Here is a 22,941-nt window from a genome sequence, read left to right on the forward strand (position 1 = left end):
CGGCTTCCGGGCACCGCCCCGTGGAGGACCCACCCGGTCGCGGTGCCCGACGGAGGCGGCGGCGCGGCGGCGGGCCGCGCCGCCTGCACGGTCCGGTCATCGACGCCCGGCGTCCGACAGGCCGACCGCGGCGTCGGCGGTCACGACCGGCCGACGGACCCGGGCCGGCGGGGCGGGCAGGGCACCCCGGTCGACCTTGCCGTTCGCGGTCGCCGGCAACTCCGGGAGGACCACGTACCGCAGGGGCACCATGTAGTCGGGCAACTGCTGCGCCATGAGGGCGCGCAGCGCGGGTTCGGCCAGCCGCCGCGGGTCGGCGTCGCGCTCGGCCACCAGGTACGCCACCAGGGTCGCCGCGACGCCCAGGTCGTCGCGGAGCAGCACGACGCTGTTGGCGACGAGCGGGTGCCGGTTGAGCACAGACTCGATCTCGCCGAGTTCCACCCGCTGCCCGCGGATCTTCACCTGCGTGTCGATGCGCCCGCCGTAGTTGAGGTGCCCGCTCGGCGACCACCAGGCCAGGTCGCCGGTGCGGTACACCCGCTGCGGCCACCCGGCGACGTCGACCTCGACGAACCGCTCCGCGGTCAGGTCGGGCCGCCCGGCGTACCCCCGGGCCAGGCAGTCCCCGCCGAGGACCAGTTCCCCGGGCACGCCCAGCGGCGCGAGTTCGCCGCGCTCGTCGAGGACGTACGCGGCGACGTTCGTGATCGGCCGGCCGATGGGGACCGTGTCGCCCGGTTCGGGCCGCCGGCACGGCCAGGCGGTGACGTCGATCGCCGCCTCGGTCGGCCCGTACAGGTTGTGCACCTCGACCTGCGGCAGAGCGGCGGTGAGCTTGTTGACCAGCTTCGGCGGCAGCGCCTCCCCGCTACAGATCACCCGGCGCAGGCCGGTGCACCGGCCCAACCCGCTCTCCTCGACGAACAGGGCGAGCATGGACGGCACGAAGTGCACCGTGGTCACCGACTGGCGGGCGACGACCTCGACCATCTCCTGCGGATCGCGGTGCGCCTGCGCCTCGGCCGTGACCAGGGTCGCGCCGGTCATGAACGCCCACAACAGCTCCCACACCGACACGTCGAAGGTGTACGGCGTCTTCTGCAGCACCAGGTCACCCGGGCCGATGGGGTACTCGTCGCGCATCCACACCAGCCGGTTGGCCAGTGACAGGTGCGTCATCTGCACGCCCTTGGGCGCTCCGGTGGAGCCGGAGGTGAAGATGACGTACGACAGCCCCCGCACCACCTCCTCCGGCGCCCGGTAGCCGCGCCAGTCGACCGGCGCGGCGGGCAGGTCACCGCCCGCCAGCGGCCGTACGGGCACGGACGGCTCCCCGCCGGAGCCCAGCGCGGTCCGCCCCGCGTCGTCGGCCAGCACCAGCGCCGCGTCGGCCGTGCGGAGCATGAGGTCCAGCCGGGGGCGCGGGTGGGACGGATCCAGCGGCAGGTACGCCCCGCCGGCCAGCAGGACGCCGAGCACCGCGACCACCATCTCGGGGCTTCGCTCGGTGCACAGGCCGACCACCGACCCGGGCCCCACGCCCTCGGCGCGCAGCCGCCCCGCCAGCGCCGCCGCCTCGTCCAGGAACTCGCGATAGGTGCGGTCGCGTCCGCCGCCGCGCAGCGCGACGGCATCGGGGGTGAGCTGCGCCTGGCGGCAGATCGTCTCGTGCACGGGCGTACGCGGCGCGGGGGTCGGCGCGGCGTTGAAGCCGAGCAACGTCCGGCGCTCCCCCGGGCCGAGGAGCGCGGCTTCCCGTACCGGCCGGTCCGGGTGGGCGGCGAGCCAGGCGTGCAGGGTGTCCAGGCGCTCCTGCAGGTGTGCGGGATCGCCGTGGCCGCGGGCGAACCACACCGGTGTTCCGCCCAGCACCGCCGACGCCCCGGCGTCGCCCGTCGTGGGCGCCGCCGGCCCGACGTCCACCGCGACGGACGCCGAGGGCTCGTCCGACGTGGGGACCACGACGGCGGGACCCGGCTGCGGGCCGCGCGTCTGCTCGCGTACCTGGATCATGGTGCTGTCCGGGAGGACCCGCACCAGGCTGTCGCCCCACGGGCCGTGCACGGCGACCGAGGTCGCGGCCGACAGGCGGTGGCAGAGCACGGCCGCCACCGCCGCGGCCAGGGTCGGATCGACCCGGCCGGTCATGCCGTCACCAGCCCGGCCAGCACGCGCGGGGTGGGGTCGGCGGACAGTGCCTCCGTCTGCACGCGCACCCCGAACCTGCGCTGCACCTGGCTGATCATGCGGATGAACAGCAGCGACTCACCGCCGAGCGTGAAGAAGTTCGCGTCCGGCCCGATCTCGGGAGAGCCGAGCATCCTGCCCCACAATTCAATGATCTCCTTCAGCACCTCGTCCCCGCCCTCACCGGCGGGGTCCGCCGCCGGTTGCGGAGGGTCCTCGGCCGGTCGCGCCGGTGCGGCGTCGAGCCAGTGCCGGGTACGGGCGAACGGGTACGTGGGCAGCGCGACCCGCCGCGCCCTGCTGTCGCCGCGCACCGCGGCCCAGTCCACGGCCGCTCCGGCGGTCCACAGCCCGCCGAGTCCGGCGAGCACGTCACCGGCGTCGGCCCGCTGCGTCGGCCGGGGCTGTAGGGCGAACCCGGGTACCCGCCGCCCGTCCTGTGGCGTGTCCCGGGCCGCGCCGGTCAGCGCGGTGCCCGGCCCGACCTCGACCAGGACCGGATCGGGCAGGCCCAGCCCGGTCAGCAGCGCGTCGTGGTAGCGCACCGGGCTGCGCAGTTGCGCGGCCCAGTAGCCCTCGGCGCGCGGCAGCCCCTTGCCGAGCAACCCGCCGTCGATGCTGCTGACCACCGCGATGGTGCGGGGTCGCTGGGCGATGCGGTCCGCCTCGACGCCGAGCAGCCGGGCCGCCCCGGCCATCATCCGCGAGTGGAAGGCGCGCTGCGCGGGCAACGTCCGGCAGCGGATCCCGGCCGCATCCAGGCGCTCCCGGAACGCGGCGAGCTGCGCCACCGGCCCGGCCACCACGGTGACCTCGGGGCCGTTGCGCGCGGCCACGTCGAGGTCGTCGAGGCCCGCCAGGTGCTCCTGGAGGGCGGGCACCGGCGCGAGCACGGCCAGCATGCCACCCTCGGGCGCGTCCTGCATCAGCCTGCCGCGGGTCACGACCAGGCGCAGCATGTCCTCGGCGGCCATCTCACCGGCCAGCGCCGCGGCCGCGAACTCGCCGATCGAGTGGCCGATCAGCGCCGCCGGGCGTACGCCCCACGACACCAGCAGCCTGCCGAGCGCGAGCTCGTGCAGCGCCAGCGCGGGCTGGGTGATGTCGGTGCGGTGCACGACGCCGTGCGGGTCGACGTCGACCAGCACGTCGCGCAGGTCCAGCCCCAGGTCCGGGGCCAGCAGCCCCGCCCCGTGGTCGAGGTCGGCGCGGAAGGACGGGTAGCGGTCGTAGAGGCCCCGCGACATGGCGGGGAACTCCGCGCCCTGGCCCGGGAACAGGAACACCACGCTGGGCCGGCGGGCCGCCTCGCGGACCGGCGCCCTGCGCAGCCGGGTCAGCGCCGCCGGGACGTCCCGCGCGGCGACCGCGAGCCGGTGCGGGAAGTGCCTGCGGTACGTCTGCGACGTCAGCGCGACATCGCCGACGGCCAGGTCGGGGCGCTGCCGCAGGTGTTCGCTCAGCTGCTCGGCGCCCGCACGGACCGCCTCCGGGCTGCGCCCGGACAGCACGATCAGCTCGGCGTCGCCGTCGGTCGTGGAGGAACCGGGCACGGCCGGCCCGTCGGCCTCCTGGAGCACCACGTGGGCGTTGGTGCCGCCCAGGCCGAAGGAGCTGACCGCCGCCCGGCGCGGCCCGCCGGCGGTGTCCCACTGTCGGGCCACGCTGTCCACGGTGAACGGGGTCGACCCGTCGAGCAGTTCGGGCCGGGCCTGCTTGAGGCCGGCCAGCGGCGGGATCTGCCGGAAGTGCAGCGCCAGCGTGGCCTTGATGAGGCCCGCGACACCGGCCGCCGCGTCGAGGTGGCCGACGTTGGCCTTGACCGAGCCGATCGAGCACGGCTGCTCGCCCCGACGGAACACCTCGGTCAACGCCGCCAGCTCGATCGCGTCGCCGACCTCGGTGGCGGTGCCGTGCGACTCAAGGTAACCGACGCTCGCGGGGTCGACGGCGGCGGCGGCGTACGCGCGCGTCAGCACGTCGATCTGCCCGGCGACGCCGGGCGCGGTGTAGCCGACCTTCAGGCCCCCGTCGTTGTTCACCGCCGACCCCTTGATCAGGGCGTACACGGTGTCCCCGTCGCGGCGGGCGTCCTCGGCGCGTTTGAGCGTCACCATGGCGACGCCGTTGCCGGGAACGGTCCCGTCGGCCGAGGCGTCGAAGGGCCGGCACGTGCCGTCGGCCGACATGATGCCCTTCGTCTCGTAGAGGTAGCCGGCCTGCTGCGGCACGGCCACACACACTCCGCCGGCGAGCGCGACATCCGAGTCGCCGGCGCGCAGGCTCTGGCACGCCAGGTGCACCGCCACCAGCGACGTCGAGCAGGCGGTCTGCACGGTGACCGCCGGACCGCCCAGGTCCAGCCGGTACGCGATCTTCGCGGCCAGGTGGTCCTTCTCGTTGCCCAGCACGACCGACAGCAGCCCCTGGGTCTCGACCAGGCCGGGCTGCGTGAACACGTGGTGCAGCGCGTAGTAGTTGAAGCCGGCCCCGGCGAACACGCCGACCCGCCCGAACGGTTGCTGGCCGGCCAGCCCGGCGGACTCCAACGCGGCCCACGCCGTCTGCATCAGCAGCCGGTGCTGCGGATCCATGGTCTCGGCCTCCCGTGGCGTGATGCCGAAGAAGGCGGCGTCGAACAGGTCCGGGTCGGCCAGCACGCCCCGCGCCGGCACGTACGTCGGGTCGTCGAGCCGGTCGGCGGACACGCCCGCGGCCAGCAGTTCGCCGCGGGTCAGCTCGCTGATCGTGATCGTCCCGGCGACCACGTTGGACCAGTACTCCCAGACGTCGGCAGCGCCGGGGAACCGGCCCGCCATGCCTACGATCGCGATGTCGCCGTTCATGAGGATGCGCCTGCTCCTTCGGTCTGTGCGTGCAGATGCCTGGCCAGCGTCTGGACGGTCGGGAAGCGGTAGAGGTCGGTCAGCGGGATGACCCGGCCGGCCAGCCGCTCCTGCAGCAGCCGGCGCACGATCGCCAGCCGCAGCGACTCCCCGCCGACGTCGAAGAACGCCTCGTCGACGTCGAAGTCGTCGGTGCCCAGCGCCTCCACCCAGGCCACCGTCACCAGTTCCTCGAACTCGGCCAGCGACACCGAGCCCCGGGCGGGGATCCGCGCCGGCCGCCCCACCGCCGGGTCGGCCACCGCTGGGTCGGCCCGGGTCGGGTCGGCCGGCTGCGGCACGCCGGCCAGCGCGCCCACGGCCCGCAGGTCGACCTTGCCGTTGCGGTCGAGCGGGAACTCGGCCACCGTCACCCACTGCTGCGGCCGGGCGTAGGGGGGCAGTTCAGCCTCCACCGCCCGGCGCACACCGGCCACGTCCAGGCCGTCGGGCCCCGGCTTGAGCGCGGCGCACAGGCGTACGCCCGTCACCGGGTCGCCGGTGGTGAACACCACCGCGTCGCGTACCCCGGGCTGCGCCCGCAGCCTGCGCTCGACGTCGACCAGCTCCACCCGGTGCCCGGCGATCTTCACCTGGCGGTCGTTGCGGCCCAGGAAGCGCAGTTGCCCGTCCGCGCCCCAGCGCACCAGGTCCCCGGTGCGGTACAAACGCACCCCGGGGTCCCGGTGCCGGACGAACGACGCCTCGGTGCGTACGGGGTCGTTGAGGTAGCCGTCGGCGAGCCCGGTCCCCGCCGTGCACAGCTCGCCGACCGCACCTGGCGCGACGAGGCGTCCGGACGGGTCGACGACGTACAGGTCGGTGCCGTGCACCGCCGCGCCGATCGGCAGCGGGTCCGGCGTCGCGTCGGCGTGGTCGACCGGGTACGTCGTGGTGAACGTGGTGTTCTCGGTGGGGCCGTAGGCGTTGGTGACCCGCAGCCCCGGGCAGGCCCGCAACACCCGGCGCACGTGCGGCGGTGAGACCACACCGCCGCCGGTGAACAGCTGCCGCAGCCCGGCGAACGCGTCCGGGCGGTGGTCGGCGACCAGGTGGAACACGCCCGAGGTGAGCCAGACGTGGGTGATCCCGGCGGTGCGCAGGAAATCGGCCAGCCCGCTCGGCGTCGGCTCCCCGGGCGGGAACACCACCACCGTGTCGCCGTTGGCCAGCGGCACCAGCAGCTCCAGCGTGGACGCGTCGAACGCGAGCGGGGACAGCCGCGTGATCCGCATGCCCGCCGGGTCGGCGAACAGGTGGGGATCGTCCGCCAGCCGCAGCACCGCCCGGTGCGGCACGACCACGCCCTTGGGCACCCCGGTGGAGCCCGACGTGAAGGAGACGTACGCGGTCCGCGCCGGGTCGGTCGGGGCCGCCCCGACCGGGCGGTCGCCGTTCCCTGCGCCGGAGCCGTCCGCCCCGCCCCGCGGCGGCGTCGCCGAGCAGGCCAGGGCACATTCGGCGACGCCCGACCACTCCGGGCCGGGCGCGTCCGCGCCGAGTCGGGCCCGCGGCGCGACGGCGGCGGCGACGTGCGCCCGCCACTCGCCGGTGGCGTGCTGGTCGACCGCGACGTAGTGCGCGCCCAGCCGCAGCACACCCAGCACCGCGACGGCCTCGGCAGCCGAGCGCGGCAGCTCCAGGATCACCGCGTCACCGGCGCGCACGCCGTGCGCGTGCAGTAGCCGCGACTGCTCGACGGCATGGTCGTGCAGCTCACGGTAGGTCAGCGTGAGCCCGGCGTGCGCGTCGACCAGCGCGATCCGCTCGCCCGCCGACTCCGCGTGCGCCGCGAACCGGCTCCACACGTCGCCGGAGGTGTCGTACGAGCCGCCCGCGCCCAGCTCCCGCAGCCGGGCGTGCTGCCGCGCCGACAGGGTCGTGACGTCGCGCAGGGCCGCGCCCGGACCGGCGGCCAGCTCCAGCAGCGTCGCCCGGAACGACTCGGCCAGCTCCCCGGCGTCGGCGGCGGTGAGCGCCGACGTCGCGTACTCCAGGGCGAACCGGGGACGACACGACCACGACTGGAGGTAGAGCAGCGCGTCGAACACCGCGCCGTGGCAGTGGCCCTCGTGGACCCGCCAGGTGCGACCGCCGGCGGCCAGCTCGTCGGGCACCAGCTCGTGGTGGGCGGCGAAGCCGAACTGCGCCAGCGGGTTGCGGCCCGGGTCGCTGGGGACGCCGAGCCCGGAGACGACCCGCTCGAACGGCACGTCGGCGTCGGCCACCGCCTCGGCCAGCGCCGCCGCCACGCCGCGTACGTAGTCCCGCGCGTCGACGTCGTCGGCCGCGGCGCAGCGCACCGGGACGACCCGGGTGCACAGGCCCACGATGCCGTCCATGCCCGCCTCGAAACGGCCCGCCGCCGGCACCCCGAGCACCAGGTCGCTCAGGCCCGCGCGGCGGGACACGGCCAGTGCCCACGCCGCCATGGCCACCGACGTCACCGTCACCCGGCAGTGCCGGGCCAGCTCGGTCGCGGCCCGCGCTGCCTCGGCGTCGAGGTGCAGATGCAGCCGTGCGCCGTGACCGTCGGCCTCGACGACCGGCGGCAGGTCGGTGGGCAGCGTCACCGTGAACGGCGCGCCGTCCAGCCGGGCCGCCGTCCGGGCCAGCGCGCCGTCCAACGCCCCGGAGGCCTCCTGCGCGGCCAGCCGCGAGCCGACCCAGTCCGGCGACGGCGCCGCGCCCGCCGGACCGGCGCCGGCGTAGAACTCGGCGAACTCGCGCCAGAGCACGCCGACGCTCCAGCCGTCGGCGATCGTGTGGTGCACCAGCATGGTCAGCAGGTCACGCTGCCCGGCGCGGGTCAACACGAAGACGACCGGCGGCTGCTCGAAGGGGCGCAGCAACCGCGCGGCCGACCGGCCGTAGAGCTCGTGCACGGCGCGTACCGCGTCGTCGTCGGGCAACGTCTGGTGCAGCAGCCTCGGCTCGTACGGCGCGGGCAGCACGATCCGGGCCTGATGCGGGTCCCGGACGAACCGGGTGCGCAACGCCTCGTGCCGGGTCGCCAACTCGCGCAGCGCCGAGCGGGTCCGGTCCTCGTCGAGCGGCCCGTCCGCCTCCAGCGTGAACATCAGGTGGTAGGGCGCGTCCTGGTCGAGCAGGTGCGCTGCCAGCATGGACCGCTGGCCGGGCAGCAGTTCCAGCTCGGCGGGTCGCTGCGCGGCCACCGGCGGCGCGGTGTCCACGTAGTCCACCGCGCCGGCCAGCGCCCGCGCCAGCGGCAGCGCCGACAGCAGCCGGGCGCTGTCCACGTGCGCCCGCAGCTCACGCTGACCCAGCGAGACCAACGCGATGGCCTGTAGCGAGGTGCCGCCGAGGGCGACGAACGACTCCGTGCCGGCCGCGTCGCGCAGGTGCTCGGGCGTGAGGCCGAGCACCCGCGCGGCGAGCGGCGTCCAGGTGGTGAGGTCGCGGGCGGCCATCACACGCTCTCCGCCACGGGCTTGTCCGGCGACACCTGGCTCGCGACGTCACGCAGGTCGGCGAGGCGGGGGTTCTCCAGGACGTGGCCGAACATCACCGCGAGGTTGAGCTCCTGACGGATCAGCGTGCTCAGCCGCAGCGCGCTGAGCGAGTGGCCGCCGAGGTCGAAGAAGTCGTCGTCGTCGTCGACCGTGTCGACGCCGAGCACCTCCATCCACAGTTCCTCGAACTCGGCCACCCAGGTCCGGTCGTGTACGTCGCGCATCAGTGGTGCCTCTCTGTGTCCAGGTGGGTCGCGGGGGCGTCCAGGTAGTGCCGGGTGGCCGCGAAGGGGTAGGTGGGGGCGGGCAGCCGACGCCGTCCGGTGTCGTGCACGCCGTCCCAGGCGCCGATGACACCCAGCTGCCACAGCGCGCCGACGGTCGCGAGCAGCCGGGCGTGCCGGTCGGCGGGCAGCACGGGCTGGTCCGGGCCCAGGTGCGGGGTGACGCTCGTGCCGACCTCGATCCAGAACACCGGGTCGAGGTCGACGGGCAGCGTCGCCGGCGCAGGCGGTTCGGCCGCCCGCGCCCGCCAGTACGCGAGGTCGCCGCCGCCGGTCAGCGGCTGCCCGTCGGAGGCGTGGACGGGCAGGTCGGCCGGGCCGAGCCGGATGCCGTCGACGCCGGTGCCGCGGATCAGCCCCAGCGCGTCCGCGACGGACATGATCCCCGCCACGACCGCGCAGGCCACCGCGCCGATGCCGGCGCCGGCCACGGCGCGCGGGGCCAGCCCCCGGCTGCGCAGCGACTGCGCCAGGCCGACACAGGCCAGCAGCCGGTCGCAGCGCTCCCGGACGGCCTCGTCGAGGTCGTGATCGCGCAGCAGCGCCACGCCCTCGTCGACGACCCGGCGGTACACCGGGTCGGCGTCGTAGTTGGGCCGGTTGCCGGTCAGCTCGCCGGCCCCGGTGAGGTGCAGCGCCACCCCGCGCGCCCGCGCCTTCGCGCCGGCCTGCCGGACCGTCGACGGCGAGCCGTGTGCTCCGGTCAGGAACGCGGCCCGCCACGGCAGCTCGGCCCGGCCGGTCCGCAGCGTGTACGCGAGGTCGGCCAGTTCGCCGGGCGTCGTCCCGGCCACGTGGGCGACGGCGCGGTCCAGGCTGTCCTGCGCCACGACGGCGGTCTTGGCGGAGACCAGGACCAGCTCGGTGACGTGGCGGCGCGGCCGGGGCCGGACGGCCGGGGCCTGCTCCAGCACGACGTGGGCGTTGGTGCCGCCGATGCCGAAGGCGCTCACCCCGGCCCGGCGTACGCCGTCGATCGGCTCCCAGGGTCGGGCCGTCGCCGGCAGCTCGAACACCGAACCGTCCAGTTCGACCGCCGGGCTGGGTGTGAGCAGGTGGGCGATCGGCGGGATCACCCGGTGCTTCAGCGCCAGCACGGTCTTGATCAGGCCGATCACCCCGGCGGCGGTGTCCAGGTGCCCGACGACCGACTTGGCCGCGCCGAGCGCGCAGGGCAGCCGGTCGGGCCGAACGCTGTCGAAGACCTGTCGCAGCGCCGCCACCTCGATCGGGTCGCCGAGCGCGGTGCCGGTGCCGTGGGTCTCGATCAGGCCGACGGTCTCCGGGTCGACGTCGGCCACGCTCAGCGCCGCCGAGATCACACCGCTCTGGCCGGTGGGGCCGGGCGCGGTGAAGCCCGCCTTGCGGGAGCCGTCGTTGTTGACCGCGGAGCCGCGGATCACGGCGTGCACGGTGTCGCCGTCGCGTAGCGCGTCCCCGAGCCGCTTGAGCACCACCACACCCGCGCCGTCGCCGGGAACGGTGCCGTCGGCCGCGGCGTCGAAGGCCCGGCACCGGCCGTCGGCGGAGAAGATCCCGCCGGGCTCGTACAGGTGCCCGCGCCGCGTCGGCGGGGCAACCGTGGCGCCCCCGGCCAGCGCCACGTCGGCGTCGTAGGTCAGCAACGCCTGCACCGCCTGGTGCACCGCGACCAGCGACGTCGAGCAGGCGGTCTGCACGGCCAGCGCCGGACCCTGCAGGTTGAGCTTGTACGCGATCCGGGTGGCCGCGAAGTCCTTGTCGCTGCCGATGATCAGCCCCAGGCCGCCGGCCGCCTCGACCGCGCGTTCGTTGGGCCACACGTTGTCGAGCAGGTAGACGTTCAGGCCGGTGCCGACGTACACGCCGATCCGGTTGCCGTCGGCGGCGACGGGCGGGTGGCCGGCGTGCTCCAGCGCGGTCCAGGCGCACTCCAGCAGGATCCGCTGCTGCGGGTCCATCAGCGCACTGTCCGACGGCGAGTAGCTGAACAGCCGGTGGTCGAAGCGGTCCGCGTCGCGCAGCACCGCCCGGGCGGGCACGAAGTCGGGCCGCTCCACCACGTCCTTGGGCACGCCCCAGCCGACGAGCTGCTCGGGTGTGAAGAAGGTGACCGCGTCGACTCCGTTGACCACGTTGTGCCAGAACAGGTCCAGGTCGCGTTCGGCGCCCGGGGCCCGTACGGCCATGCCGACCACCGCCACCGCCGCGCTGTCGTCGAGTTCAGCCACGGCCGCCTCCGGTGCGGCGCCGGTCGGCGAGCAGGGCGCGGCCCTGACGGCGCTGCGCCACCTTCGCGTCGGCGAGCACCGGGGCCTCCTGTTGCAGGTGCGCGGCGCAGCCGGCGACCGTGCCGGAGCGGAACAGGTCCGTCACGGAGACGTCCAGGCCCTCCTCGGAGAGCCGCTGTTGCAGCGCGATCAGCGTGAAGCTGTGCCCGCCCAGGTCGAAGAAGTTGTCGTGCAGCCCGATGTCGACCCGGTCCAGCACCTCGCCCCAGCAGGCCCGGATGCGCTCCTCCAGGCCGGTGCCGGCGGTGCGGTCGCGCCGCGCCGCGGGGGCGGCGGCCGTGCGCGCGGCGCGGCTGTCGGCCAGCAGCCGCGCGGTGTCCACCTTGCCGTGCGCGGTCAGCGGGATCGCCGCGACGGTCAGGATCCGCGACGGCACCATGTACGCCGGCAACGTCCCCCGCACGTAGGCCCGCAGCTCGCGTTCGGCGTCCGGGCCGAACTCGCCGACGACGAAGGCGGCCAGCTCGTCGTTCTCCGCCGCCACGGCGCACGAACGCACCGCCGGGTGGGTCAGGAACGCGCCCTCGACCTCGGCCAGCTCGACGCGGTAGCCGCGCAGCTGCACCTGGGTGTCGTTGCGGCCGAGGTACACCAGGTTCCCGTCGACGCCCCACTTGACCACGTCGCCGGTCCGGTACATCACGCCCCCGCCGTACGGGTCGGGCAGGAAGCGCGCCCCGGTCAGCTCCGGGTTGTCCACGTAGCCGTGCGCGACGAGCACGCCGCCGCAGTACAGCTCGCCGGGCACGTTGAGACCGGTCGGCCGCAGGTCGTCGTCGAGGACGTAGCAGCGCCCCGACGGCAACGGCACACCGACGTTGCCCTCCCTGACCCGGGCCAGGTCCGCGGCGGGCGCCGCGAAGATCGTGACGTGGATGGTGCCCTCGGTGATGCCGTACATGTTGACGAACACCGCGCGCATGCCCGGCGTGCCGGCGACCAGCGACGTGACCCGCGACCAGCTCAGCGCCTCGCCGCCCAGGATGACGTAGCGGATGCTGGAGACCTCGTGCGCGCCCAGCAGCCGCAGGTAGGGGGGCAGCAGCCGGTAGAGCGCACCCGGGGTCTGGAAGACCACCGTGACGGCCTCGCGGCGTACCAACGCGGCCAGCCGCTGCCGGTCCACCAGGTCGGCCTGGTCGGCGACGACCAGCCGGCCGCCGGTGGTCAGCGCTCCCCACATCTCCCACACCGAGGCGTCGAACGAGAACGAGCTCGCCGCCAGCCACACGTCGGCGGCGGTGACGTCGAGGCCGGCCGGGGTCGGGCTGTGCAGGGCGTCCAGGCCGCCGTGTCCGACCATGACGCCCTTGGGCACCCCGGTGGAGCCCGAGGTGTAGATGATGTACGCCTGGTCACCCGGCCCGGGGAACGTCTCCGCGACCACGGACGTCCCGTTGAGGGTGTGCGCGTCGGCCAGCCGGATGTCGCGGTCCTGCGCCAGGGCCCCGGCGGTGTCGGCGGTGCTGGCCTCCACCAGCATGAACGGCATCGCGGCGCTGGCCGTGATCAGGTCGAGGCGCTGCTGCGGGTACTCGGGGTCCAGTGGCACGTAGACGCCGCCGAGCTTCCACACGCCCAGGATCGCCGCGACGATCGCGGGCGAGCGGCGCAGCAGCAGCCCGACCCGGTCGCCGCGCCGTACGCCCCGATCGGCCAGGCCCGCCGCGATCCGCCCGGCCCACCGGTCCAGCTCGGCGTAGGTGACCTCCACGTCCCGGTGGCGCACCGCCACCGCGTCCGGGGTGTGCGCCACGTGCTCGGCGAACCGGCGCAGCACCGACGGGTGCTCGACCGGCCGCTGCGGGACCGGCGGATTCACCCCCTCGGTCAGCAGCAGCCGCTCGGCCTCCGCCACCATGGACGGCTCGTCGCCCGGCTCGTCGACGACCGACCTCAGGAAGGTCAGGTAGTGGTTGAGCAGCGTCTCGACGGTCGCCGGGGTGAACAGTTCGGTGCTGTACTCGGCACGCAGGAACGGCGTGGCGGTGGAGACGTCGAGGGTCAGGCCCAGGTCGAACTTGGTGACGTCGATCTCGACGTCGACCTCGGTCAGCTTCACCCCGTCGAACTCGGGGAACGCGAACGGGAAGTTCTGCACCGTCAGGGAGGTCTGGAACAGCGGGGCGTGGCTGAGCTGCCGCTCCCCCACGGTGGCCCGCACGATCTGTTCGAACGGCACGTCCTGGTTGGCGAACGCGGCCATGCTGGCCCCGCGGGCCCGGTCGACCAGTTCGGCGAAGCTCGGCCGGCCGGACACGTCGAGGCGGATCGGCAGCGTGTTGACCAGGCAGCCGACGACGCGCTCCTCGGCCTCGTCCATCCGGTTGGCCACCGGCACGCCGATCACCACCTCGTCCTGGCGCGCGTACCGCGACAGCACCGAGGCGTACGCGGCAAGCGTCACCGCGAACAGCGTTGCGCCCCGCTCCCTGGCCCATCCGGTGAGCCGCTCGACCAGCGCGGGCTCGACGGGGCGGCGGAGCACCACGCCGTCGGCGCTGAGCACACTCGGCCGGGGGAAGTCGGTGGGCAGCGCGAGCTGCGGAACGTCACGCAGCCGGGCTCGCCAGAAGTCCAGCCCGGAGCTGTCGCGCTCCCAGGACTCGCGCTGCCGCCGCGCGTACGTCAGGTGGGACTGCGGCGGTTCGGCGTACGCGGCGGCGGCGGTTCCGGACAGCGCGGCGTTGTACTCGGCGGCGAGGTCCCGCAGCAGCAGGCCCACCGACCAGCCGTCGCAGGCGATGTGGTGCACCAACACCGCGAGCGTGTGCTCGTCCGGGCCCCAGGAACGCAGGAAGGCGCGCAGCACCGGCCCGTCGCCGAGCCCGAAGGGACGCCGGGCCTGCTCGGCGACCAGGGTGTGCAGGAAGGTCTCCTGGGTGTCCCGGTCGGCCCACCCGCCCACCTCGACGTCGATGTCCGCGTGCGGGGTGGGCGACACCCGCTGGGTGAGCACACCGTCGACCAGCGCGAACGTGGTGCGCAGCGCGTCGTGCCGGGCGACGACGCGCGTGAGCGCCCCGCGCAGCACCTCGGGTCGCAGCGCGCCGTGCAGGTGGACCGCGAAGGCCACCACGTACGCCGGGTTGCCGGGCTGAAGCTGGTTGAGGAAATAGAGTCGTTCCTGAGCGAAGGAAGCAGGACCGGTACGAACCATGCATCGAGCGTGGTCCGCCGGACGTCCCACCCGACAGAGCATCGTTCCCCGCTCCCCGGGGAAAACCTCCCGGGTCGGGTTCCCGGCACCTTTGACGCCTCCGCCGGACGCGGCCCGGCCCCCGGCCCGACGGGGTCAGCCGTCGGACCGGGGGCCGGTCGGGATTCGCGCACCGCCGTGGAACGTCGCTAGTACTCGCCGCGGCCGAAAGCGGCCAGCTCCGCGGAGTGCCCCGGGTTGCTGACGTACGTCGCCCCGATCGGGGCGGTCACCCGGCACCACATGTCGAGCCGCTCCACGTCGATGCCGGCCGCCGCTGCCAACTCGTCACGCCGGCGCAACATCTCCGCACGGTCCAGGCCCTCCAGCACGTAGTCGACCGCGTCGAAGCAGGGGTCACCGGCGCAGGCCATCGGGTCGATGGCCACCAGGCCCTTCGCACCGCCGCTGAGCACGTTGCCCAGGTGCAGGTCGCCGTGCAGCAGCACGGTGTCGGTGGGTGCCGCGAACAGGTCGTCGCGGAGCCGCTTCGACCCGGCGAGGTCGGCGCCGCGCCGCACCGCCGAGTTGAACAGCACGTCGATCCAGTCCTCCAGCCGCCGCGGCGCGGCCGCCGGGTCCCCGACGCCGTGCAGGTCGTTGAGGAACGCGGCGTACTCCGCCGGCGAGGGCGGCTGCGGCATCTTCTCCACCAACGTGCCCGGGTGGATCGATTCAAGCAGCACCGCGCCCTTGGCCACCGCCAGCACCGCCGGCACCCGCCCGCTGGCCGCGAACTGGCGCAGCATGTCGACCTCCTCCCGCACGGCGTAGCTGTCGGGTGACAGCTTCAGCACCGCGTCTCCCTGCGGGCCCCGGCACCGGAACACCACCGAGGAGTTGCCGGACTTGAGCTGGTCGCCGAGGTCGAGCCCCCACTGCTCGACGAGTTCGTCCAGCCGCTGGGTCAACGTGCCGACCCAGCGGTGCGCCGCCTTGCCGAACCTCGGCTCCAGCCGATTCGTGATCGCTTCCAGATCAAGGACCATCCCACTCACCTCTTCGTCGATCGCGCGTCGGCGTACTCGGCGGAGTCGCCCACCTTCGGCAAGGGTGTCGCGCCCCACCTGTGTGCCAGCGGGACGCTGCCACCGGACACCCGGTCGGGACTCGGCGCGGGACGCTCCAGCCTGGCCTTCCGGGCGACCTCGATCGCCTCGTACCGGTCCGACACGTTCAACTTGTTGAAAATTGTCGAGATGTGGTTGCTGACCGTCTTGGGCGACAGGTGCAGCTGCGTGGCGATCGCCCCGTTGCGCATGCCCGATGCGATCAGCTCCAGCACCTGCCGCTCGCGCGCCGTCAGCTCCGGAAAGAGCTGCTGGTTGCGGGGTTCCCGGCCGAGCTTCGCGATGAGTTGGTCGGCCACCCTGGGTCCAAGGATCACCTCGCCCGTCGCGAGGCCCCGGATCGTCCGCACGATGCCGTCGCCCGGACAGCTCTTGAGCACGTAGCCCCGCGCGCCGGCACGCATGGCCGCGAAGACCGACCCCTCGTCCTCGACCGCGGTGAAGACCAGCACCGCGGTCGAGGGCGAGAGCCGGGCGATCTCCTGCAGCGTCACCCCCGCCTGGAAGTCCGGCAGCTCGATGTCGAGCACGAGCACGTCGGGGCGCAGCGACGCCGCCCCTTTCATCGCCTCCCGCGCGGTACCCACCTCGGCGACCACGGTGACCTCGGCCGAGGAGGACAGCAGGGCACGCAGGCCCTTGCGCACCACCGGCTGGGCGTCGGCCAGCACAACTGTCACGGCACGCGATCCTGCCTCGTACGCGACACCTCCTGGCTCCCGCCTCATCGTAAGAGCCGATTCGGTGGTCGAGCCCACGCTGACCATCACAACACCTCACCCGTCCTAACTGGCCCGCGACGCCTCCCTTCCGTGGAGGCGTCGCGGAATCGCCGACTCCGCATCGGCGTGAACATCTGATGACCACCAACAGAAGAACATGCGTACTTAGCCGTACGGTATCCATGTCCATCTTCTGACGCAATTGCAGTGATCAAATTAATATGAACGATCGAAGGAAGCTTCTCGACGACGAAACGACCCACATCGGACCGGACGGCCGGGGCGAAACCCGCGGACCGCCTGCTCAACGCCTCGCACGACTCGGGACGCCCGCCCTGGTCGGGCCGCGCAACTAGCCCACCGCGCTCCGGGCGTCCACGGGCAACCGTCCCGGTCGACCCAGGAATTCGTCCCACCCTCCGGCCCACCGAACGCCCTGTCCCGCCCGACGCCGCCACCGCGATGATTGACGCCGACCGCTCCCCCACACCAGGATGTGCGAATATGCCCTTTTCGCGATTGATTGAATCCGGAACCCGTTTGGTACCGACCGATCCGCTACGCAGGAAACTGATCGCGATCCGGCTGGCCGAATCGATCGGCAAGGGAGTCTTTCTCAGCGGCAGCGTCGTCTACTTCACGCTCCGCGTCGGGCTCGACCCCAAGCAGGTCGGCCTGGGCCTGTCCGCGGCGGGCATGTCCGCCTTCATCTCATCGGTCCTGTTCGGCGTGATCGCCGACCGGGTGGGCGCGCGCCGGCTGCTCGTCATGCTGTTCGCCGCGCTGACGGTGGGATTCGGGCTCTACGCCCTGGTGGACAACGCGACCCACTTCTTCGCCCTGGTGGTCGCCGTCGGCTTCATCGAGTACGGCACCGGCCCGACCAACGGGGCTCTCGTGGGCAATCTCGTGCCCGCCGAGGAACGGGTCAAGCTCAAGGCCATGATGCGGTCGGTGTTCAACATCGGTTTCAGCATCGGCATCGGCGTGGCCGCCGTCGCCGCGCTCAGCCAGCGGCTGCTGGTGCTGATCCCGCTCACCACCGCCGCGCTGATGGCCAGCGCCGCGCTGCTGGTCACCCGCCTGCCCGACACGCCGTCGCGTCCCGTTCCGGTGGGCTTCAAGCGCTTCGCCGCCGTACGCGACCCACGCTTCCTCTCCGTCGTCGGCGTTTCGACGGTGCTCGCCTCCCACGTCACCGTCATCCTGGTCACGATGCCGCTGTGGGCGCTCAACCGCACCTCGCTGCCGCACTTCCTGATCCCGCTGCTGCTCATCTTCAACACGGTGTTCGTCATCCTGTTCCAGGTGCGGGCCAGCCGTGGCGCGGACACCGTGGACGGTGCCGGCAGGCTCGCCCGGCGCTCCGGCTACTGGCTGGCCGGCGGCTGCGCCGTCATCGCGGTGACCGCCCTCAACGACGACGTCGTGCTGGTGTCCGTCGCGATCGTCGCCGCGGTGCTGATCCTGTCGGTGGCCGAGGTGATGCAGGCCGCCTCGGGGTGGGGTCTCGCCTTCGGCCTCGCCCCGGAGCACGCCCAGGGCGAGTACCTCGGCGCGTTCGACCTACACGTGATCACGCAGAACATCATCGGTCCGGCCGTGCTGTCCGGCCTGGTCATCGCCTTCGGTTTCTGGGGCTGGCTCGGCATCGCGGTGGCCGCGCTGGTCGCGTCGGCGCTGATCGTCCCGGTCGCGCGCCGCGGCGAGGTCACGCTCGTCCGGGCGGCGGCCTCCGCGACCAGCCCGTAGGGCCCCGCACCGCCGGCCGGGGTCATCCCGGCCGGCGGGCTGGGCACCCTACGGACGTCGCCGGCCGCCGCCCCGGGGGGCGGCACGGTCGCCCGACCGTCAGCCGGGAGGCGGTCGCGGCCGGATCAGCTCCCGGGGGCGGCTCCGGGCCGGGCATCGCGCGCGGACCGCGAGGCCCCGCCCCGCAGCACCCGACGCACGATCGCCGGACGCAGCAGCCGGTGCGGCGGGTCGACGAGGTTGAGGACCCGCAGGAAGGCGGTGCCGAGCACCGCGTCGGTGCGGGCGGCGGCGTGGAGCCGGTGCACGTACGCGTTGACGAGCCGCACCCGCACCGTCCGGCGCCCGTCCACCTCGGGGAAGCGCAGATCCGTGCCGACCGCGATGGACCACGGGCCGTCGATGAGCTTGCCGGCCCCACGGAAGAACCGCCGCCACAGCCGGTCCCGGTCGCCCGCCAGCAGGGTCCGCAGCAGCAGGCCCTCGGTGGCCGCGACCGTCATTCCCTGACCGTAGACGGGGTTGAAGCTGCACAGGGCGTCCCCGAACACCAGGTAGCCGAGCGGAAAGCGGCGCAGCCGCTCGTAGCGCCGCCGGACGCTCGCCGGATACCGCATCAGGGCCGGTTCGCCGACGGGGGTGGCCTCGCGCACCAACCGGCTGATCAGCGGCAGACCCAGCGACTCGGCGAACCGCGCGTAGCCCTCGTCGTCCAGCGGCGGCTGCTCGCCGAGCACCCCGGCGAGGGCCACCCCGAAGCGGCCGTCCTCCTGGGCGGCGACGATGCCGGTGCGCGGACGCCCCGGAACGGCGTTGGTCAGCGCGCCGAGGAGGCCGTCGAGGTGGCGGGGGTCGCGCTCGTAGTTGCGGGTGACATAGGTGACGTCGACCGCGACCCGCTGTTCTTCCGGGGCCGGGTGGCCGAGCGCGGTCAGCCACCCCGGGGTACGCGACGCCCGGCCGCAGGCGTCGACCACCAGATCGGCGTCGAGCCGGTAGGCCGCCCCGTCGCGCGGCGTCACCAGGACACCGGTGATCCGGCGACGGTCGTCGGTGCTCAGCAGACCGGTCGCCTCCGCGGGCGGCTGGAAACGGACGTTCCCCAGCTTCTCCACCCGGGCCCGCACCGTGCGCTCCAGCAGGGGGCGGCTGACCCCCACGCCGATGAGCTGGGACGGGGAGCGGCGCATCGGGTAGCCGTCGTTGCACCAGTGCACCTGCCCGTTGAGGTCGACGAGGGGTGCGCCGGCCGCGTGCAGCTCGTCGCTGAGACCGTGGAACAGTTCGTCGAGCGCCTGCCGCCCGCGGGCCAGCAGAACGTGCAGCTGACGCGACTGGGGCACCCCGCGCCGTGGCGCCGGCGCCTCGGGCAGGATGTCGCGGTCGACGATCGTGACGGTGTCGTACGCGTCGCTGAGCACCCGGGCGGCGATCAGCCCGCCCATACTGGCGCCCAGTACCACGGCGTTGCCTGCGCGGACCATGGTCGAGACGGTAGGCGACCGAGGCGTGCCGGTCCTCTTCGAGATTGCGCAACCGGGACGACGGCTGATCCGGGCCGGCCACTGAGGACGTCGCCCGGGTCGGACGAAAGCTGTCCTCAGTGGCCGGCGGCCGAGGTGGTCAGGGCGAGGTGGTCAGGGCGAGGTGGAGAGCGTGGCGACGAGCGCGGAACCACCGCAGCAGAGCAGCCCGAACACGACCAGCGTGACGAGCAGGACGCTGTAGTTCGACCACATGCCGAACTTCGTCACGTCGGTGCCGTGCCCGTCGTGGACGCGGTTGCGCCAACCGCCGAAGCGGAACGACAGGGCGTGCAGGGCCCCGGGGTGGGCGACGAGCGCGGTGGTCATGACGGGGATGCCCATGAAGTCGGTGTAGCGGACGTCGTGCGGCCCTGCCGGGACGGCCACGTACCAGGTGCCCTCGCCGGGGATCGGCACCGTCTGACGGTCGACCTTGAACTTGCTGGTGGTCGGTGCGGGCACAATGTACGGCCCGCGGTTGACCGAGACGGCCAGCACCGCGTGGCCCGGGGGCGGCGAAATCGGGTGGGGGTAGGCCATCAGCGGCGTGACGGCGCCGGGCATGGGTGGGTACGACGGATGAGGAGGGTACGACACCGCCACATCCTGGCACGGCCCCGCACACCCCGGCAGGACCGCCGGTGGTCACGAGGCGGGCACCGATCGGCGGCCGAGCCGGCGCAGGCTCTGCCAACTCCCGCGCCCCCGAGATCCGGTTCAGGACAAGGCGAAAGACGCACCGCCCCACATCGTCCGTTCGGCTAGTAATTAGCCAATCCTTCGGGTAGTGTTCGCGACATCATCTGGACGACATGACGCGGTGGCGAGGCCCGTGATCGTGGCCTTGCGACAGCGCACCCGCCCGTACGTGTGCTCCGGCGACAGCCGGTTCGGAGAACTTCCGGTCGATCCGATCCACGGGCACGTGCGGAAGGACCACCCCATGGCCACCACCCTCGAACCGGCGACCAGCACCCGCCTCGGCAGACGAAGCGGCGCGCAGAACGCCGAGAGCGCCGACGACCTCCTGGCCGCGATGGCCGCCACCCCGGCCGACGACCCCCGCCGACCGGCACTGCGGGAACGCGCCATCGAGGCGTGGTTGCCACTCGCCCGCCACCTGGCACGCCGCTACGCCGGACGCGGCGCACACGACGAGGACCTGGCCCAGACCGCCGCGGTCGGGCTCATCAAGGCCGTCGACAACTTCGACCCCACCCGGGGCGTCGACTTCACCGGATACGCCATCCCCACCATCATCGGCGAGATCAAGCGGTACTTCCGTGACCGCACCTGGGCCGTGCGGGTGCCCCGCCGCCTGCAGGAACTACGCCTGACCATCAGCGAGGCGAACAGCACCCTCACCCAGACGTTGGGGCGCTCGCCGACCGTGGCCGACATCGCGACCTACCTCGACCTGACCGAGGAGGCGGTCCTGGAAGGACTGGAAGGGGCCCGGGCCTACCGGGCCACCTCGCTGTCCACCCCGGTCGGAGCCGACGGCAGCAGGGAACTCGGCGACACCCTGGGCGCCAACGACCACGGCCTCGACCTGGCCGAGATCCGCGTCGCCCTCGGCCCGGCCCTCGCCACGCTGCCGGAACGCGAACGCAGGATCCTGAGCATGCGTTTCCACGGCAACCTGACCCAGGCCCAGATCGCCGACCGGATCGGCGTCTCCCAGATGCACGTCTCCCGGCTCATCACCCGAGCGCTCGCCAAGCTGCGCGGCCAGCTCTGCGAGGACTACGCCTGACCTCCGGTCCGTGCGGCGGTTCAGCGACCCCCGCCCTCGACGCCGAGGGCGGCGAGCAGGTTGTCCACCGCGGCGTCCGACGCCCGGCGGACGCTCTCGGTCGTCGCGGCGCCGAGGTGTGGCGTCGGCACCACCCGGGGATGGGCGAGCAGGGCCGACGGCTCCGGCGGTTCGCGGTCGAAGGCGTCGACCGAGTACAGCGCGATCCGGCCGGACTCCAGCTCCGCCAGCAGGGCCGCCTCGTCGACCAGGGTCGACCGTGCGGTGTTGAGCAGGACGGCGTCGTCGCGGAGCAGGGCGAGTTCGGCGGACCCGAGCAGCGGCCCGGCCGGTGACGGCGGGACGTGCAGCGACACGACCTCACTGGTGCGCAGCAGGGCCTCCAGCGGCAGCAGCGCCACGTCGCCGCCGTCGGTGACGAAAGGATCGTGCGCCACGACCCGCATGCCGAGGCCGCGCGCCAGGTGGGCGAGGCGGCGCCCGATCGCGCCGAGACCGACCACGCCGAGGGTACGCCCGGCGGCCTCCCGCCCGGTGCCGCGCCGCCAGTGGCCGGCGCGTAGGGCGGCGCTGGCCTCGGGCAGGCCGCGCAGGCCCATGAGGGCGAGCGCGAGGGCGAGTTCGGCGACACCCTGTGCGTTGGCGCCCCGGGCGGTGAGCACCTGGACGCCGGCCGCGTCGGCGGCCGGACCGTCGATGGCGTCGCGGCCGGCGCCGTTGCGGCTGATCACCCGCAGGGCGTCGGCGTGGGCCAGGACGCCCGCGTCGATCGTCTCGACGCCGGCGATCCAGCCGACGACGCCGGGCAGCGCGGCGGCGAGTTCCGCGCCGGTGGGCTGCCGCCCCGGGGCGGGTGCGACGACGGTGAAGCCGGCGGCCCGGAGCCGGTCGACGGCTGCCGAGCCCGGTGCCGACATCGACCGGGGGGTGACGAGGATCCGGGGCGCGGTCATGACAGCACCTGCGGTGTCTGCGGGCCGAGCAGCGTGATCAGGCGCTCGACCTCGGCCGCCATGGCGTCGCGGGCCGGCGCGACGTACTTGCGCGCGTCCAGCAGCCTGGGGTCCGCGTCGAGCCGCTCGCGCACCACCCGGGTGAAGACCTTGTTGAGATGGGTGGCGATGTTGACCTTCGTCATCCCCCTGGTCACCACGGCCCGCAGGGTCGCGTCGTCGACGCCGGAGGAACCGTGCAGCACCAGGGGCACCGGCACCAGCTCGGAGATCGCGGCGACCAGTTCCAGGTCGACCACCGCGTCGCGGGACGCCATCGCGTGGGAGGTGCCGACCGCGACGGCGAGCGAGTCGACTCCGGTCTCCTCGCAGAACCTGCGGGCCTGGGCGGGGTCGGTCCGCACCCCCGGGGCGTGCACGCCGTCCTTGCCGCCGACCTCACCGAGTTCGGCCTCGACCGCGACGTCGCGGGCGTGGCAGTGCGCGACGATCCGGCGGGTGGTGGCCCGGTTCTCGTCGTCGGGCAGCCGGGAGCCGTCGAACATGACGGAGGTGAAACCGAGATCCACCGCCTGGTGGACGAGGTCGACGTCCTCGGCGTGGTCGAGGTGCAGCACGACGGGGACGGTCGCCGCCTCGGCGAGCGCCCGCGCGGCCAGCGCGAGGGGGCGCAGGCCACCGTGGTAGCGGACCGCGTTCTCGCTGATCTGCAACACCAGCGGCGCGCGGGCCGCCTCGGCGCCGGTGACCAGCGCCTCGGCGTGCTCCAACAGGGTGGCGTTGAACGCCCCGACGCCGTGCCGCGCGCTGCGGGCGGCGGCGAGGAGGGGGCGTGGGTCTGCGAGGGGCATAACGGCTTCT

Annotated in this window: 14 protein-coding genes; 2 read left to right on the forward strand and 12 right to left on the reverse strand. The window is 73.9% G+C overall.

The features are described 5' to 3' along the window. Positions 1-96: 96 nt before the first annotated feature. The 8 genes from ACH4T9_RS18080 to ACH4T9_RS18115 form a co-directional block, all read right to left on the reverse strand. Positions 97-2,151, reverse strand: a complete 2,055-nt coding sequence (locus ACH4T9_RS18080) for an amino acid adenylation domain-containing protein (RefSeq protein ID WP_396672299.1) — start codon at positions 2,149-2,151, stop codon at positions 97-99. After that, entirely contained in the window at positions 2,148-5,036 is a 2,889-nt protein-coding gene (locus tag ACH4T9_RS18085) for a beta-ketoacyl synthase N-terminal-like domain-containing protein (protein WP_396672298.1), read from the reverse strand. The genes ACH4T9_RS18080 and ACH4T9_RS18085 overlap by 4 nt, the downstream gene beginning before the upstream one ends. Beyond that, entirely contained in the window at positions 5,033-8,506 is a 3,474-nt protein-coding gene (locus ACH4T9_RS18090) for an amino acid adenylation domain-containing protein (protein WP_396672297.1), read from the reverse strand. The genes ACH4T9_RS18085 and ACH4T9_RS18090 overlap by 4 nt, the downstream gene beginning before the upstream one ends. Next, positions 8,506-8,772 carry a phosphopantetheine-binding protein gene (locus ACH4T9_RS18095; protein WP_396672296.1) on the reverse strand — a complete coding sequence of 89 codons (267 nt, stop codon included), beginning with the start codon at positions 8,770-8,772 and terminating at the stop codon, positions 8,506-8,508. Before ACH4T9_RS18095 ends, ACH4T9_RS18090 begins: the two co-directional genes overlap by 1 nt. Continuing rightward, positions 8,772-11,042 carry a beta-ketoacyl synthase N-terminal-like domain-containing protein gene (locus ACH4T9_RS18100; protein WP_396672295.1) on the reverse strand — a complete coding sequence of 757 codons (2,271 nt, stop codon included), beginning with the start codon at positions 11,040-11,042 and terminating at the stop codon, positions 8,772-8,774. The genes ACH4T9_RS18095 and ACH4T9_RS18100 overlap by 1 nt, the downstream gene beginning before the upstream one ends. Further along, a complete protein-coding gene (locus ACH4T9_RS18105; protein WP_396672294.1) occupies positions 11,035-14,262 on the reverse strand; it encodes an amino acid adenylation domain-containing protein in 3,228 nt (1,075 codons plus the stop codon). Before ACH4T9_RS18105 ends, ACH4T9_RS18100 begins: the two co-directional genes overlap by 8 nt. A 188-nt stretch (positions 14,263-14,450) precedes the next feature. Further along, on the reverse strand, positions 14,451-15,290 hold the full coding sequence (locus ACH4T9_RS18110) for an aminoglycoside phosphotransferase family protein (protein ID WP_396672293.1): 840 nt from the start codon (positions 15,288-15,290) through the stop codon (positions 14,451-14,453). A gap of 5 nt (positions 15,291-15,295) precedes the next feature. Next, positions 15,296-16,051, reverse strand: coding sequence for a LuxR C-terminal-related transcriptional regulator (locus ACH4T9_RS18115; protein ID WP_396672292.1), 756 nt, complete (start codon positions 16,049-16,051; stop codon positions 15,296-15,298). Positions 16,052-16,633: 582 nt separating this feature from the next. Here ACH4T9_RS18115 and ACH4T9_RS18120 point away from each other — a divergent pair. Continuing rightward, entirely contained in the window at positions 16,634-17,845 is a 1,212-nt protein-coding gene (locus tag ACH4T9_RS18120) for an MFS transporter (RefSeq protein WP_396672291.1), read from the forward strand. A gap of 125 nt (positions 17,846-17,970) precedes the next feature. On the opposite strand, the gene ACH4T9_RS18125 is transcribed toward ACH4T9_RS18120, so the two are convergent. Both ACH4T9_RS18125 and ACH4T9_RS18130 read right to left on the reverse strand, forming a co-directional pair. Beyond that, positions 17,971-19,329, reverse strand: coding sequence for an FAD-dependent oxidoreductase (locus tag ACH4T9_RS18125; protein WP_396672290.1), 1,359 nt, complete (start codon positions 19,327-19,329; stop codon positions 17,971-17,973). Positions 19,330-19,482: 153 nt separating this feature from the next. Continuing rightward, positions 19,483-19,968 carry a hypothetical protein gene (locus tag ACH4T9_RS18130; RefSeq protein ID WP_396672289.1) on the reverse strand — a complete coding sequence of 162 codons (486 nt, stop codon included), beginning with the start codon at positions 19,966-19,968 and terminating at the stop codon, positions 19,483-19,485. A 346-nt stretch (positions 19,969-20,314) separates the two neighbouring features. Here ACH4T9_RS18130 and ACH4T9_RS18135 point away from each other — a divergent pair, with 346 nt between their 5' ends. Then, on the forward strand, positions 20,315-21,127 hold the full coding sequence (locus ACH4T9_RS18135) for an RNA polymerase sigma factor SigF (RefSeq protein ID WP_396672288.1): 813 nt from the start codon (positions 20,315-20,317) through the stop codon (positions 21,125-21,127). A 20-nt stretch (positions 21,128-21,147) separates the two neighbouring features. On the opposite strand, the gene ACH4T9_RS18140 is transcribed toward ACH4T9_RS18135, so the two are convergent. Both ACH4T9_RS18140 and ACH4T9_RS18145 read right to left on the reverse strand, forming a co-directional pair. After that, positions 21,148-22,080 carry an NAD(P)-dependent oxidoreductase gene (locus tag ACH4T9_RS18140; RefSeq protein ID WP_396672287.1) on the reverse strand — a complete coding sequence of 311 codons (933 nt, stop codon included), beginning with the start codon at positions 22,078-22,080 and terminating at the stop codon, positions 21,148-21,150. After that, positions 22,077-22,931, reverse strand: coding sequence for a ketose-bisphosphate aldolase (locus tag ACH4T9_RS18145; RefSeq protein ID WP_396672286.1), 855 nt, complete (start codon positions 22,929-22,931; stop codon positions 22,077-22,079). Before ACH4T9_RS18145 ends, ACH4T9_RS18140 begins: the two co-directional genes overlap by 4 nt. Between the last annotated feature and the right edge of the window lie 10 nt (positions 22,932-22,941).

This window comes from Micromonospora sp. NPDC020750 (assembly GCF_044334565.1).
Classification (GTDB): Bacteria; Actinomycetota; Actinomycetes; order Mycobacteriales; family Micromonosporaceae; genus Micromonospora.

What these genes read in the sequence shown, in the direction of transcription:
- ACH4T9_RS18080 (WP_396672299.1), bottom strand. Translation starts at nt 2,151, where the DNA reads ATGACCGGCCGGGTCGATCCGACCCTGGCCGCGGCGGTGGCGGCCGTG.
- ACH4T9_RS18085 (WP_396672298.1), bottom strand. Translation starts at nt 5,036, where the DNA reads ATGAACGGCGACATCGCGATCGTAGGCATGGCGGGCCGGTTCCCCGGC.
- ACH4T9_RS18090 (WP_396672297.1), bottom strand. Translation starts at nt 8,506, where the DNA reads ATGGCCGCCCGCGACCTCACCACCTGGACGCCGCTCGCCGCGCGGGTG.
- ACH4T9_RS18095 (WP_396672296.1), bottom strand. Translation starts at nt 8,772, where the DNA reads ATGCGCGACGTACACGACCGGACCTGGGTGGCCGAGTTCGAGGAACTG.
- ACH4T9_RS18105 (WP_396672294.1), bottom strand. Translation starts at nt 14,262, where the DNA reads ATGGTTCGTACCGGTCCTGCTTCCTTCGCTCAGGAACGACTCTATTTC.
- ACH4T9_RS18110 (WP_396672293.1), bottom strand. Translation starts at nt 15,290, where the DNA reads ATGGTCCTTGATCTGGAAGCGATCACGAATCGGCTGGAGCCGAGGTTC.
- ACH4T9_RS18125 (WP_396672290.1), bottom strand. Translation starts at nt 19,329, where the DNA reads ATGGTCCGCGCAGGCAACGCCGTGGTACTGGGCGCCAGTATGGGCGGG.
- ACH4T9_RS18135 (WP_396672288.1), top strand. Translation starts at nt 20,315, where the DNA reads ATGGCCACCACCCTCGAACCGGCGACCAGCACCCGCCTCGGCAGACGA.
- ACH4T9_RS18140 (WP_396672287.1), bottom strand. Translation starts at nt 22,080, where the DNA reads ATGACCGCGCCCCGGATCCTCGTCACCCCCCGGTCGATGTCGGCACCG.
- ACH4T9_RS18145 (WP_396672286.1), bottom strand. Translation starts at nt 22,931, where the DNA reads ATGCCCCTCGCAGACCCACGCCCCCTCCTCGCCGCCGCCCGCAGCGCG.